The following is a 13798-nucleotide window of genomic DNA, read 5'->3' as shown; positions in this document are numbered from 1 at the left end:
CGGCTTTGATTTTCGTTCCCGCCAAAATCGGCTTTATTCAGCACGATCCTAGACGGACTGGGCCCGCAGCGCACGGAGCAGGTGCTCACGCTGTTCGAGAACGATGCGGCGCAGCCCGGCCGGAGCATCGGCGTGGCCGGCCAGCCACTCATCGGTGCGGGCCACCACCGCGTGGTCCGCCGGCAGCTGTCCCGGGGCCAGATCCGCCGTGGCCGGGTAGAGTCCGCGCACCAGCCGGCTGGCAATCTCGATGCTCCGGTCCGCCCAGAGTCCCGCCAGGGCCTCGAAGTAGGGCTCAATATAGGGATCCAGGAGCTCGTGGCTGCCCAGCATGAAGCCTTCGATGGTGGCACCGAGCAGTTCATTGGACAGCGTGGCACCCACCACGGCGGATTCCCAGGCGCGTTCCTTGATCTGGGCCAGCGGGCGGGCCGTGGATGCCACGGTGTGGCCGGCCCGGGCGGAGGCCGTGTTGTCGGCGGCGAGTGCGGCATCGAGCTCGGACATGGTGGCTTGGCCCCGGCTGGCCAGGGCCTGCAGCAGCGACCACCGCAGGGCCGAGTCCACCGCCAGGCCGGCCGGAACATCCGTGCCATCCACCAGCGAGCGGATCCGCACCGTGGCGGCGTCGGTGTGCCGGCCCAGCTGGGCCAGGGTACGGGCCCACACCAGCTGCGAATCGGATCCGGCCGGGGCCGTGTCCACGAGGTGTGCGACGGCGGCGGCCACCGTGCCGGCCAATGCCTCGCGCGTCCCGGCGGGGCAGAAATGCTCCACGGCATAAACGGCGTTGTCCACCAGCGTCTGCAGCAGCACCAGATCGGTTTCGGCCGGGGCCAGCCGCAGCACGGCCTCAACGTAGTCGGATGCGGGCAGCAGGGCATCGCGGACGGCGCCCCACAGGGCGGAAGACACCAAACCCCGGGCCAGCGGGTCGGCCAGCTTGTCCAGGCTGGCCAGTGCGGTGGCCTGGCTGCGGGCATCCAGGCGGACCTTGGCGTAGGTGAGGTCCTCGTCATTGACCAGCAGCAGGTCCGGCACCGGCAGCCCGGCCAGTTCGCCAAGGGTGGTTTCCGTGCCCGTGACATCCGTGCTGGCCTGTGCCGTGCGCACCAGGGTGCCGGCGCCGTCGAAGGAGTAGAGGCCCACCTTCAGCCGGTGCGGGCGCAGGGTCGCCAGGCCTGTGACAGGATCCACCGCATCCTGGCGGATGAGCACATTGGTGATGGCGCCGTCGGCCGCTTCCACCTCCGGCGTCAACGTGGACGGCCCGGAGGTCTGCAGCCAGGCCTGCGCCCAGTCGCCCAGGTCCCGGCCGGAGGCGGCGCCCAGCGGGGCCAGCAGATCCGCCAGGGAGGTGCTGGCGTATTCGTGGGTGCGGAAGTACTCGCGGGTGCCGGCGGTGAAGGCCTCAAAGCCCACATAGGCCACCAGCTGCTTGAGCACCGAGGCGCCCTTGGCATAGGTGATGCCGTCGAAGTTGCCCTTGGCCGCCTCGAGGTCCGGGATGTCCGCCACGATGGGGTGCGTGGTGGGCAGCTGGTCCTGGACATAGGCCCAGCCCTTTCGGCGCGCCGCAAAGAGGGTCCAGGACTTGGCGCGCCATTCGGTGGCCTCGGCGACGCCCAAATGGCCCATGTAGTCGGCGAAGGACTCCTTCAACCACAGATCGTCCCACCAGGCCATGGTGACCAGATCGCCAAACCACATGTGCGCCATCTCGTGCAGGATGGTGTTCGCCCGGCCCTGGTACTGGCTGTCCGTGGCACGGGAGGTGAACACGTAGTTCTCCGTGAAGGTGACCAACCCGGGGTTTTCCATGGCACCCAGGTTGTATTCCGGCACGAAGGCCTGGTCGTACTTGCCCCAGGGGTAGGGGTAGTCGAAAAGCTCATTGAAGTAGTCCAGCCCGTCCTTGGTGACGGTGAAGATGGCCTCGGCATCGAAGTGCGCGGCCATCGAGGCGCGGCAGTAGGCGGCCAGCGGCACGTCCAGCGCATAGCCCTCGTGCCGGTAGTGGTCCGTAGCCTTGAAATAGGGACCGGCCAGGAGGGTGGTGATGTAGGTGGACATCGGCAAGGTGGTGGCGAAGTCCCAGTGCGTACCGTCCTGCGCCGGAGAGCTGGCGGCGGCGACGGCGTTGGAGGCCACCTCCCAGCCGGCGGCTGCCGTGACGTGGAAGGTGAACGGCGCCTTCAAATCCGGCTGCTCAAAATTGGCAAACACCCGGCGCGCATCCGCGGGTTCGTACTGGGTGTAGAGGTAGGTCTGTCCGTCGGCGGGGTCCACGAAGCGGTGCAGCCCCTCGCCGCTGCGCGAATAGGCGGCCGCGGCGGTGACCACCACCGTGTTCTCCAGTGCCAGGCCGGCCAGCTGGATCCGGGCGCCGTCCACCACCTCGGCGGGGTCCAGGGCGCGGCCGTTGAGTTCGACGGCGTGCACGGCCGGGCCGATGAAGTCCAGGAACGTTGTGGTCCCGGCCCCGGCGGCAGAAAAGCGGATCTCGCTGCGGCTGGCGAAGGTGGCGGCGTGTGGATCCTGTGCATTGGTGACGTCAACGCTGACATCGTAGCTGTGGACGGTGACCAGGGCGGCGCGGGCGGCGGCTTCGTCGCGGCGCAGATTCTCATTCGACACCACAACATTCAACCATGTGGGCGGGGCCACTCTTGCCTTCCTCCCGGCGGGCGGCATCCCGCCCAGCGGACCAGCCGCACCGCTTCCACGGGGAAGCCGGCCAATTGGTGCACATCGGTGGTGCCGTCTGCGCGGAACCGGTTGCGGGCGTAGAAGGCATGGGCGCGGGGGTTGTCCGCCGCGACCCAGAGGAAGGCCGGGGACCTTCCGACGGCGGCGTCCAGCAGCCGCTGCCCGGCGCCAGTTCCTTGGTGCGAGGCCAGGACGTAGAGGCCCTCGAGTTCCACGGGCGTGGGGGAGCCCGTGTCCCGGCCGGCGCTGGCCGTGGCCCACCCGATGACCTCGCCGGCTCCCTCGGCCACCCAGACATCCGTGCCGCCGTCGGCGATGGTGTCCGCCCACCGCGCCTCACGGTGCGCCGGGTCCAGAGTGCCCAGCACGGCGGCCGGCACCAGATGCGCATAGCTTTCCTGCCAGGCACGCAGGTGAACCCGAGCAATGGCTGCGGCGTCGGCGGCAGTGGATTGACGGATCAGGAGCTGGGGGACCATGCCCATACGCTACCCGCTGTGGCTTGTGAAAAGGTCGAATATCCGACGGTAGGTTGGTGCGTCCCCCGCACAGTGAGAATCTCAGAAGTTGACTCGATGGCCGTGGCTACCATCATCAGATCTGGATCGATGAACCCCGCCCTGGGGGGACCAGTGCGCGCAGCCGGTGCCGGGCCGGTTCCTCGACGTACCTGAACAGCAGATGGGTGGCCAGGGCGATGCCGGCCAGGCACGCCGCCGCGAGCAGGTTAGTTGCCAGCGGACCGGCGCCATGGAGCCAGTCCCTGTTTAGCCAGTAGAAGAGGTAGATGAAGAACATGTGGACCAGGTACAGGCTGTAGGAGCAGCGCCCGCTGTACTGCAGCCAGCGCGCGGACAGCGCCGCGCGGACCCGTCCGCGGGCCAGGCTGAGCAGGGCGATCAGCAGCGGGAAGGCCAGCACGGCCAGCCGTCCCGGACCCGGTTTTCCGGCCGCGGCCAGGAAGACCGCGACGGCGGCTCCGGCCAGCACGGCGCCGGGCCCGGCCAGGGCCGGGTTGAAGTTCATCCGGTCCGCGTTCCGTGCCGCGATGCAACCGAAAGCACCGGCGGTGAAGCAGCAGGCGATCCGCAGCAGCCACTCAAACGGCTGGGGCCCGCCGGTGGCGATGGGCAGGTCCTCACCCCAGAGGGCCGTCGGCACCAGGACCAGCACCGAGGCGGCCAGCGCCGCCAGCGGATGCAGCCGACGCAGCCTGAAGAGGACCAGCGCCAGCAGCGGAAACGCCAGGTAGGCCAGCCATTCGGCGCTGACCGTCCAGCCCGGGCCGAACCAGCTGGCGCCATCGGTACCCGGCTGGAACCAGAGATGGACCATCAGCAGCTGCCTGGCCATCCCCCACGGCGACAGATCCGGAGCCTGGGTCTGCAGCGACCAGGCCCCTACGGGGTGCTGTCCGGCCCCATACGCGAACCACAGGCCCAGCACCCCCACCACCAGTGCGAACGCCGGCCACATCCGGGCGAACCGGGCCCAGACAAAGTCCCCGGCCGCACGCCAGCGGAACCGAGGGCCCAGCCGGTCCAGATAGGTGTAGGTGATGATGAAGCCGCTGAGCACAAAAAACACGTCCACGCCCAGGTCGCCGTTGGCAATGACCGGACGGAACAGCTCATAGATGGGGGCCAGGAAGGTGTGCCGCATGGCTTGGAGATGGAAGAGCACCACCCACAGCGCCGCAACGAAACGCAGTGCGGTCAGCGTCCCGATATCAGGCCGGGACCGCTCCAGCTCCGTCTTAGCGCTTTTCGACCGGGAACGCTCCACCCCGGCGCTATCCGGTCCGGCGTTCCCTGGGATCGGATTCCCAGGGGTGGCGTGACGCGGAGGCGAGATGAGAGGGAGCATTCAATCCACCATAGCCGAGGCTGCTGACCGGAGTCAGGGAGAAATCGGAACAGTTCCAATGCGCCGACCCTCCTGATCACACAAATGTCCCATCTGTTTGGGCGTGCTCAAGGCCACCATCCTGTCAACGACAGTGAGAGATGGGAAGTTGCTGCTCGTCCTCGCCTCCAAACGTTGGAGCGCTCCGAGGTCACGCACCCAGAACGTGGAATAGATGTTTGCCGTACCGGTAACGGTGGCGACAAAGCGACATTCCGGACATGTGGTCAGGGCCTGGCTGATCCGGTCTACAGCCGCAGCTGGTGCTTGTCCCAACAAGGAAGCCTGGATGGGCCACCCGGCCAGGGAATGGGCAATTTCACACCGAAATGTCACGATCCCCGAGGAAATGAGCCTATTGACTCGACGGCGGGCCGTGGCAGTACCGGCCCCTGTCAGCGAAGCCAGTTCGGCCCAGCTGAGTCGCCCATCGTGCACCAGGTGGTCGGGCAAGGAGCGATCCAGTTCCCTGGGGTCTCGGGTCAGTACGTCAGTATTGAGGTCGTTGCCTCCGGTGGCGACCTCGATTGTGGCGACTTCCGGCCACTGGGCCAGCTGCTGCGCTGCGTGAACCTGCTCGAGACGATCTCCGCGGGCCGGATCTACGTCCGGGAGGACCTGATCGGCTACAAGGAAGCCAACGGGCGCCTGCACGATTTGTCCACGAAGGCCATCGCGGCCCAGCGCCGGGAGATCGGCATGGTCTTCCAACGCTTCAACCTGTTCCCGCACAAGACCGCGCTGGCGAACATCATGGAGGCCCCCACCCAGGTCAAGCGCCAGTCCCGGAACGCCGCGCGCACCGCGGCCCTGGACCTGCTGGACCGGGTCGGGCTGGCGGACCGGGCGAACCACTACCCGTCCCAGCTCTCCGGCGGGCAGCAGCAGCGCGTCGCGATCGCCCGCGCCCTGGCCATGGAACCGGAACTGATGCTCTTCGACGAACCGACCTCCGCCCTGGACCCCGAACTCGTCGGGGACGTGCTGACGTTCATGGACGGCGGCGTCGTGGTCGAGTCCGGGAACCCGCGCGAGATCATCGCCAACCCCCAGCACCACCGCACCCAACCAGGGCGCGGCAACGGCACGGAACCCTGCCGGTCCCTGCAGCAGCCGCGCCCCGTTGCATGTCCCGGAGCCTCAGGCCATCAGGTGGATGGCACCCAGGCCCAGCGCGGCAATCAGCGCCCAGGCGCACAGTGCCATGGCCGAGGCACGGGCGCCGGTGTGCAGCAGCACCCGGATGTGCACCGAGGACCCTAGGCCGAACAGGGCGGCGCCGAGGGCGATGTCCTGCAGGATGCCGCCGGCCTCCAGGATGCCCGGGGTGGTCCAGCCGAGGGTGCGGATGCCGATCATCGCCAGGAAGCCGAGCACAAAGAGCGGCACAATCGGCGGGAAATTCGCCGCCGCCTCGGGCGTACCGGGGCCGCCGGCGCGGGCCGCGGCGGCGTTGCGCAGGTGCCGGCGCCGCTCCAGCAGGCCGGCCGTGGCCACCATCGGGGCCAGCAGCACCACGCGGGTCAGTTTGATGACAATGGCAGCGCTGAGCGCCACGGCCCCGGCCGTCTGTGCGGTGGCCACCACCTGGCCGACGTCGTGCACGGAGGCACCCACCCATTGGCCAAACATCAGCGCATCCAGCCCCAGCGGGTGCATCAGCAGCGGCAGCACGCCAATGGCCAGCGTGCCGCAGAGCGTCACCAACGCCACCGGCAGCACGGTTTCCTGATGCTTGGTTCCCTTGACGGCCGCCATCGCACCGATGGCCGAGGCGCCGCAGATGGAAAAGCCGGTAGCGATCAGCAGAGGGGCGTCGCCGGTGAGTTTGAACAGTTTCCCCAGCGCATAGGTGCCGGCAAAGGAGAGCAGCACGACGGCGGCCACCAGGCCCGCGGCCTTCCAGCCGAGAGCGGCGATGTCGCCCAGGCTGAGCTTGAGGCCCAGCAGAACGATGCCTACCCGCATGAGGTGTTTGCCGGCAAAGTGCAGGCCCGGCTGCCAGGCGCCGCCACACAGCGGGCCGGTGCCGGGCACGTTGACTGCAACGATGCCCAGCACGACGGCGGCCGTCATGGCCGGCAGCGCCGGGAGGAGGGCATGGATGCCCATGGCCAGGACCACCGCAACTGCGCAGGCGGCCAGTCCGGGTGCCAGCACGCGGAATCTGTCCAGAGTCGGCGGCACCGGCTTACCAGGGACTGGGCTTGTAGTCCTTCAGGAACACACCGTACTGGTCTTCGCCGGACTCGCCCATCACGATCGGATCGTAGACGCGCGCGGCACCGTCCACCAGGTCCAGGGGAGCGTGGAAGCCCTCCTCGGCGAGGCGGATCTTGGTGTAGTGCGGACGCTCGTCGGTGATCCAGCCGGTGTCCACGGCCGTCATCAGGATGCCGTCGGTGTCAAGCATTTCCTTGGCGCTGGTGCGGGTCATCATGTTCAGGGCTGCCTTGGCCATGTTGGTGTGCGGGTGTCCGGGGCCCTTGTAGGCGCGGCTGAACTGGCCCTCCATGGCGGAGACGTTGACGATGTATTTGCGCTCCGCCATGGAGCGGCGCATGGCCGGGCGCAGGCGGGAGACCAACAGGAAGGGTGCAGTGACGTTGCACAGCTGGACCTCGAGCATCTCCAGCGGATCCACCTGGTCCACCACCTGGGTCCAGCTGTTGGTCGCGGCGACATCGGGCACCAGGCCTCCGGCGTCGATGGCGGTGCCGGCCTCGATGCGCTCCAGCGACGCCGAACCCATGGACAGTGCCAGGGCCGCAATCTCGTCGCCGGCCAGAATCGGGTGTTCCATCATCTGGCTGGCCAGGGCCAGCGGGTGCTTGTCGTGGGCGTGGCCGAAGGTGACCAGCTCGGGCATCGGCACATCGGTGGGCAGCGGCTCCAGCTCGGCATCCACCAGCGGCTTGTAGGCGTTGCCCGAGCGGCGCACCGTTTGGGCGGCGTTGTTGATGATGATGTCCAGCGGGCCGGCCTCGTCCAGCGAGTCGGTCAGGGCGATGACCTGGGCCGGGTCGCGGAGGTCGATGCCGACAATCCGCAGCCGGTGCAGCCATTCGGCGCTGTCCTCCATGGCGGCGTAGCGGCGCGCGGCATCCTTGGGGAAGCGGGTGGTGATGGTGGTGTGTGCGCCGTCGCGCAGCAGCCGCAGCGCAATGTACATGCCAATCTTGGCCCGGCCGCCGGTCAGCAGCGCGCGCCGCCCCGACAGGTCGGTGCGGGCATCGCGCTTGCCGTGGTTGAAGGAGGCACACTCCGGGCAGAGCTGGTGGTAGAAGGCATCCACCTGCGTGTAGTGCTGCTTGCAGATGTAGCACGGCCGCGACCGGATCAGCGTGCCGGCCACCTCGCCCGTGGTGGAGGGCTTGAGCTTGTTGCCACGGGTCTCGTCGTCAATGCGGTCTGGCGCCGCCGTCGCCGTCTGCGCCAGCACGGCCTTGTCGGCCTCGTTGATGGCGTCCCGTTTGGTGGTGCGCCGGAACCGCTTGACTGCCTTGAACATCTTCCCCGTGGCCCGGCGCACCTGGACGTAGTCAGGGTGCTCCTCGTCGAAGACGTGGATGGTGTCCAGAACCTTTAGGCAGGTCTGGATTTCCTCGGGGGTCAGTTCTGGTGCGCTCACCAGGCAATTTTACGGCACCGGCACACTCGCCGATTACCTGGCCTTGGCCGCCGCCAAGGCATTCTCGGCGGCCTTAGTCAGGGTCACGCAGGTTTCCTCGTTCTCCGCGGCCGCGTCCTTGACGGCCGTGGGGAGTTCAAGGATCAGCGCACCGGAGAGGGCAAGCTCGCGCTCGTCGGGTTCCGGAACCACCTGGTCCTTGATCAGCACCGTGATCCCGGATTCGGTGACGGTGAAGCCCCGGCGCCGGTCCAGCTCATGGTCGACGCCGATGGCAGCGCCGGCCGGGATGCGCACATTCTTGTCAACGATGGCCCGGCGCACCACGGCACCGGCGCCGATGACGACCTTGTCCATGATGACGGAATCGACGACGCGCGCGCCGGTGCCGACAAAGACATCGTGGGAGATGACCGAGTTTTCCACCACACCGCCGGAGACCACCACACCGCTGGAGACGATGGAATCCATGGCCACACCCACGGCGTTGCGTTCACCGCGGACAAACTTCGCCGGCGGTGCTATGTTGTGCCGGGTGAAGATGGGCCACGCCGAGTTGTAGAGGTTGAAGACCGGCATGGGGGAGATGAGGTCCATCTGGGCCTCGTAGTAGGAATCGAGGGTGCCCACGTCGCGCCAGTAGTTGCGGTCGCGGTCCGTCGCACCGGGGATGTCATTGGTGGAGAAGTCGTAGACATACGCCTCGCCGCGGTTGACGAAGTGCGGCACGATGTCTCCACCCATGTCGTGCTGGGTGTCCAACCGCTCGGCGTCGCTCTTCAGCGCCTCGACCAGGGCGTCGGCGTCGAAGACATAGTTGCCCATGGAGGCCAGGAACGAGTCAGGGTCCTCCGCCAGCGGTGCCGTGGATGCCGGTTTCTCAACGAAAGCGGCAATCTTGTGGGCACCAATGACTCCGGTGTCGGTGGAGTTGTCCACCTCGATCACGCCAAACTGATTGGCCAGGGCCAGCGGCTGGCGGACCGCGGCCACAGTGGCCTTGGCGCCGGACGCGATGTGGCTCTGGACCATCTGCTCGAAGTCCATCCGGTACACGTGGTCCGCGCCCACCACGACGACAATGTCGGGCTGGGCGTCGTTGATCAAGTTCAGGGACTGGTAAATGGCGTTGGCGCTGCCGAGGAACCAGCTCTTGCCCATGCGCTGCTGCGCGGGGACGGAGGCCACGTAGTTGCCCAGCTGGGTGCTCATCCGCCAAGTCTCGGAAATATGTCGGTCAAGGCTGTGCGACTTGTACTGCGTCAACACAACCATTCTCAGGAACCCGGAATTTGCCAGGTTCGAAAGTGCAAAGTCCACCAAGCGGTAGCCGCCCGCGAACGGCACTGCAGGCTTGGCCCTGTCTGCCGTCAGCGGCATCAGGCGCTTGCCCTCGCCTCCAGCCAGAACAATGGCCAGAACCTTCTTGAATGCCATCTCCACATACCCCCACGCATCGAAATTGAAGCCTAATTGGAACCGGGTTGACCGATGAACTTCACACTAGATCAATTGCGAAGCAACCAGCTACCTTGAAGGGGTGCGAATTGACATTGTGACCAAAGAATTCCCGCCGGAGATCTACGGAGGAGCAGGCGTGCATGTTGCCGAGCTCAGCCGGGTGCTGGCCGACCAGGTTGACCTGCGCGTGCGTGCGTTCGGCGCCGAACGTCCGGCCGACTACCACGGAGCTACGGTTTCCTCCTACAGCCAGCCGGCGGAATTGGCCGGTGCCAATCCGGCGCTGGCCACGCTGGGCGTGGATCTGACCATCGTCCCGGACATCGCCGGAGCCGATCTGGTGCACTCCCACACCTGGTACGCCAACATGGCCGGACACCTGGCCTCGCTGCTGCACGGCATCCCGCACGTGCTCAGCGCGCACTCCCTGGAGCCGCTGCGCCCCTGGAAGGCCGAGCAGCTCGGCGGTGGCTACGCTGTGTCGTCCTGGGCGGAAAAGACCGCCTACGAGGCCGCCGCGGCGATCATCGCCGTGTCCGACGGCATGCGCCAGGACATCCTGCGCAGCTACCCGAACGTCGATCCCGCCAAGGTCAAGGTGGTCCACAACGGCATCGACGCCAGCATGTGGCAGCAGGATTCCAACGACGATGCCGTGCGCGCGCTGGGCATCGACCCGGACCGCCCCAGCGTGGTCTGGGTGGGCCGGGTGACGCGGCAGAAGGGCGTGCCGTACTTGCTCAAGGCCGCGGCCCTGCTGCCGCCGGAGGTCCAGGTGGTGCTCTGCGCCGGTGCGGCCGACACGCCGGAGCTGGGTGCGGAGGTCAACGCGCTGATCGAGGGGCTGAAGGCCCAGCGCAGCGGCGTGGTGGTCATCGAACGGATGCTTCCGCGCGCCGAGCTGATCCAGGTGCTCAGCCACGCCACCGTCTTTGCCTGCCCGTCCATCTACGAACCTCTTGGCATCGTGAACCTGGAGGCGATGGCGTGCGGCGCGGCAGTGGTGGCAAGTGCCACGGGCGGCATCCCCGAGGTGGTGGACGACGGCATCACCGGATTGCTGGTGCCGCTGGCCCAGGTGTCCGACGGCACCGGCACCCCGCTGGACCCGGACCAGTTCGTGGACGACTTTGCGCGCGCGCTCACCGCCGTCGTCAGCAACCCGGCCCGGGCGAAGGCCATGGGCGACGCCGGCCGGAAGCGCGCCACCGAGCACTTCTCCTGGGAATCCATCGCGGCCCAGACCATGGAGGTCTACCGCTCCGTGCTGTAACGAGACCAGCGCATACCGCCCCGCAGCCAACGTCCGTTTCAGGTGGATGCCGGCTGCGGGGCGGTTGTGTCTACTGGCCGGGGGTGTCCTCCGCTTGGAGTGCCGTATCGGCGAGGCCGTGATCTGGGGGTCGTGTTTTCGGCGGCCGAAGGGGCATGTTGCGCCCGGTGGGGCCAACGGACCGGCGGCGGTTCCTTGAAGATCTGGAACCATGTCAGTAGGTGGGGGCCGCCGCACGTTCCAGCCGGACGACGACGGACTTGGAGATGGGTGTGTTGCTCACCTCGGCCACATCGTCCAGGGCCACCAGGACGTTGGCCTCCGGGAAATAGGCTGCCACGCACCCCCGGGCCGTCGGGTAGCTGATGATGCGCTGTTGGGGCAGGACCCGATCGACGCCGTCGGCTGCCTCGCCGTGTACGTCGACGTACTCGCCGTCCGTGAATCCCAACTGCCTCAGGTCCCCGGGGTTGACCAGGAGCACGTGCCGGCCCTTTTTCACACCCCGGTATCTGTCGTTGAGGCTGTACATGGTGGTGTTGAACTGGTCGTGCGACCGGATGGACTGGAGCAGCAGCCAGCCCTCCGGGAGCTCGATGGTCTCCAGTTCGTTGACAGTGATCATGGCCTTGCCGCTAGCCGTGGGGAAGGTGCGGCTGTCCCGCGGCGGGTGCGGCAGCACGAACCCGTCGGGCTGGCGGACCTTGGCGTTGTAGTCCTCGCAGCCGGCGCATACGTGCCCGATGTGTTCGCGCAGCGTGTCGTAGCTGGCCTCGAATCCGGCCCAGTTCACTGGGTGGTCCGAACCGAGGACGGCGCGGGCCAGCCGGGAGATGATGGCGACCTCGGAAAGGACATCCTTCGAGATGGGTTCGACCCTGCCGGCGGATCCGTGGACGGCGCAAACGGTATCCTCGACCGTGACGAACTGCGGGCCGCCGGACTGCCGGTCGATCTCGCTGCGGCCCATCGTGGGCAGGATCAGTGCCTGGTCGCCGACGAACGCATGGGAGCGGTTGAGCTTCGTGGAGACCTGCACGGACAACGTGGTTTTCTGTATGGCCGTCTCCGCCACGGCCGTATCCGAGACGGCAGAGACCAGATTGCCGCCCATCGCGATCAGGATTTTGACCTTTCCATCCCGCATGGCACGAATGCTGTCGACGACGTCGAGTCCGGGCGCCCGGGGCGGGCCGAAGCCGAACTCGTTCTGCAGGGCGTCGAGGAACTCTGGCGGCATCTGCTCCCAGATGCCCATGGTGCGGTCGCCCTGGACGTTGCTGTGGCCGCGGATCGGCGACGGCCCGGCGCCGGGTTTGCCGATGTTTCCGCGCAGCAGCATCAGATTGATGATTTCCTTGATGGTGGGGACTGCCTTCTTATGCTGGGTCAGGCCCATCGCCCAGGTGATAATGACCTTGTCCGCCTTCAGGTAGCGAGCGGCGAGCTCGTCAATCTCCGCGCTCCGCAGGCCCGTGGCAGCCAGCACTTCCGCCTCATCCAGAGTCTCAAGATGGGCCTTGAACTCGTCCAGCCCTTCGCAGTGTTTGGTTAGGAAGGCGTGGTCCAGCACAGTTCCGGGGGCTGCTGCCTCGGCCTCCAGGACGCGCTTGGAGACGGCCTGCATGAGGGCCATATCGCCGGCGAGGCGGATCTGCAGGTACTGGTCTGCGAGGTCCGTGCCCTTGCCGATCAGGCCACGGGGCCGCTGGGGGTTGCGGAAGTTGATTAGTCCGGCCTCGGGAAGCGGGTTGACCGCGACGATGCTCGTTCCGCCGCGTTTGGCTTCCTCCAAGGCGGTCAGCATCCGCGGATGGCAGGTGCCGGGGTTCTGGCCCATGATGATGATCAGGTCGGACTTGGCGAAGTCCGTATAGGAAATCGCGGACTTGCCAACACCAATGACCTCACCCATGGCTGCGCCCGTGGATTCATGGCACATGTTCGAACAATCAGGCAAGTTGTTGGTGCCGAAGGCCCGGGCAAAGAGCTGGTATTCGAAGGCCGCCTCGTTGCTGGTCCGCCCACTCGTATAGAACGTTGCCTCGTTGGGGGAATCGAGGGAATTCAGTTCACGGGCAATGACGGCGAAGGCCTCGTTCCAGCCGATGGGACGGTAGTGGTCCTCTCCCGAGGGTTTGTACATGGGTTCGACCAACCGGCCCTGCTGGCCGAGCCAGTATTCGCTGCGGTCGCGCAGCGAAGAGACAGCATGCTCCGACCAGAACGACGCCGGGACTTTCAGCAGGTCCGCCTCCCAGCTGACGGCTTTGGCACCGTTTTCACAGAATTCCGCTGTCTTGCGTTCCGGCGGGTCCGGCCAGGCACAACTCATGCAGTCGAAACCACGTTTCTGGTTCATGGCCGTTAGCGTCTTGATCGACCGGTCCACCCCCATCTCATTGAGGGCACGTGGAATGGATTCAATCAGGCTGGGCCAGCCGGCCGCCCAACGCTTCGGTTCGCTGACTTGCAGATCCGCATCCGTCGGGTCTGCGACCGGTGGTTTGCTGCCTTTCATACCGGGAACCTTCTTCATGGAGGGCTCCAAGCACCGTTGCCCGGGCGGTTGTCAGAACAACGTTGGTGTGGAAACTGCGCCCATTCTCGGTATATCAGCACCCTCAGACAGCAGCAATGGTTCTGATCGTGTCATTGCAATTCGCAACCACTTTCTGGGTGCAATCTCTGCACGTGCTCACCGCCGTCGTCAGCAACCCGGCCCGGGCCATGGGGGTCTACCGCTCCGTGCTGTAAGACGGGCCGCTGAGTCTCGCTCCCCAGGCTCAACCACCGGCGTTCCCGCTGTTGAGCCTGTC

General features: G+C 66.8%; 9 protein-coding genes and 1 pseudogene. 2 read left to right on the top strand and 8 right to left on the bottom strand.

Going from position 1 to position 13798, the window contains the following annotated elements; genetic code table 11:
- Nucleotides 1-48: 48 nt before the first annotated feature.
- The 4 genes from pepN to ACQCSX_RS04730 all read right to left on the bottom strand — a co-directional run bounded on the left by pepN (nucleotide 49) and on the right by ACQCSX_RS04730 (nucleotide 5052).
- Complete coding sequence (gene pepN, locus ACQCSX_RS04745; RefSeq protein ID WP_427017922.1) at nucleotides 49-2637, bottom strand: aminopeptidase N; 2589 nt, start codon at nucleotides 2635-2637, stop codon at nucleotides 49-51.
- Nucleotides 2638-2645: 8 nt separating this feature from the next.
- Nucleotides 2646-3188, bottom strand: a complete 543-nt coding sequence (locus tag ACQCSX_RS04740) for an N-acetyltransferase family protein (RefSeq protein ID WP_427017921.1) — start codon at nucleotides 3186-3188, stop codon at nucleotides 2646-2648.
- A 115-nt stretch (nucleotides 3189-3303) separates the two neighbouring features.
- Nucleotides 3304-4494 (bottom strand): acyltransferase family protein, encoded by a 1191-nt coding sequence (locus ACQCSX_RS04735; protein WP_427017920.1) that lies wholly within the window; start codon nucleotides 4492-4494, stop codon nucleotides 3304-3306.
- A gap of 114 nt (nucleotides 4495-4608) precedes the next feature.
- Nucleotides 4609-5052, bottom strand: a complete 444-nt coding sequence (locus tag ACQCSX_RS04730; protein ID WP_427017919.1) for an Lrp/AsnC family transcriptional regulator — start codon at nucleotides 5050-5052, stop codon at nucleotides 4609-4611.
- Here ACQCSX_RS04730 and ACQCSX_RS04725 point away from each other — a divergent pair.
- A pseudogene (locus ACQCSX_RS04725) lies at nucleotides 5044-5682 on the top strand (amino acid ABC transporter ATP-binding protein); the annotation flags it as partial. The gene ACQCSX_RS04730 and the pseudogene ACQCSX_RS04725 overlap by 9 nt on opposite strands.
- 72 nt (nucleotides 5683-5754) lie before the next feature.
- Here the strand turns inward: ACQCSX_RS04725 and ACQCSX_RS04720 are convergent.
- The 3 genes from ACQCSX_RS04720 to glgC all read right to left on the bottom strand — a co-directional run bounded on the left by ACQCSX_RS04720 (nucleotide 5755) and on the right by glgC (nucleotide 9688).
- Entirely contained in the window at nucleotides 5755-6726 is a 972-nt protein-coding gene (locus ACQCSX_RS04720) for a YeiH family protein (RefSeq protein ID WP_427018968.1), read from the bottom strand.
- 79 nt (nucleotides 6727-6805) lie between these two features.
- Entirely contained in the window at nucleotides 6806-8245 is a 1440-nt protein-coding gene (locus ACQCSX_RS04715) for an SDR family NAD(P)-dependent oxidoreductase (protein WP_427017918.1), read from the bottom strand.
- A 33-nt stretch (nucleotides 8246-8278) separates the two neighbouring features.
- Complete coding sequence (glgC, locus tag ACQCSX_RS04710) at nucleotides 8279-9688, bottom strand: glucose-1-phosphate adenylyltransferase (RefSeq protein ID WP_427017917.1); 1410 nt, start codon at nucleotides 9686-9688, stop codon at nucleotides 8279-8281.
- Between the two features lie 97 nt (nucleotides 9689-9785).
- Here glgC and glgA point away from each other — a divergent pair, with 97 nt between their 5' ends.
- On the top strand, nucleotides 9786-10979 hold the full coding sequence (glgA, locus tag ACQCSX_RS04705; RefSeq protein WP_427017916.1) for a glycogen synthase: 1194 nt from the start codon (nucleotides 9786-9788) through the stop codon (nucleotides 10977-10979).
- 214 nt (nucleotides 10980-11193) lie between these two features.
- Here the strand turns inward: glgA and ACQCSX_RS04700 are convergent, their stop codons facing one another.
- Complete coding sequence (locus tag ACQCSX_RS04700) at nucleotides 11194-13500, bottom strand: FdhF/YdeP family oxidoreductase (protein ID WP_427017915.1); 2307 nt, start codon at nucleotides 13498-13500, stop codon at nucleotides 11194-11196.
- Nucleotides 13501-13798 lie beyond the last annotated feature (298 nt).

The sequence above is a fragment of the Pseudarthrobacter sp. P1 genome (assembly GCF_050156935.1).
Classification (GTDB): domain Bacteria; phylum Actinomycetota; class Actinomycetes; order Actinomycetales; family Micrococcaceae; genus Specibacter.
This window is presented reverse-complemented; position numbering and strand designations above follow the sequence as displayed.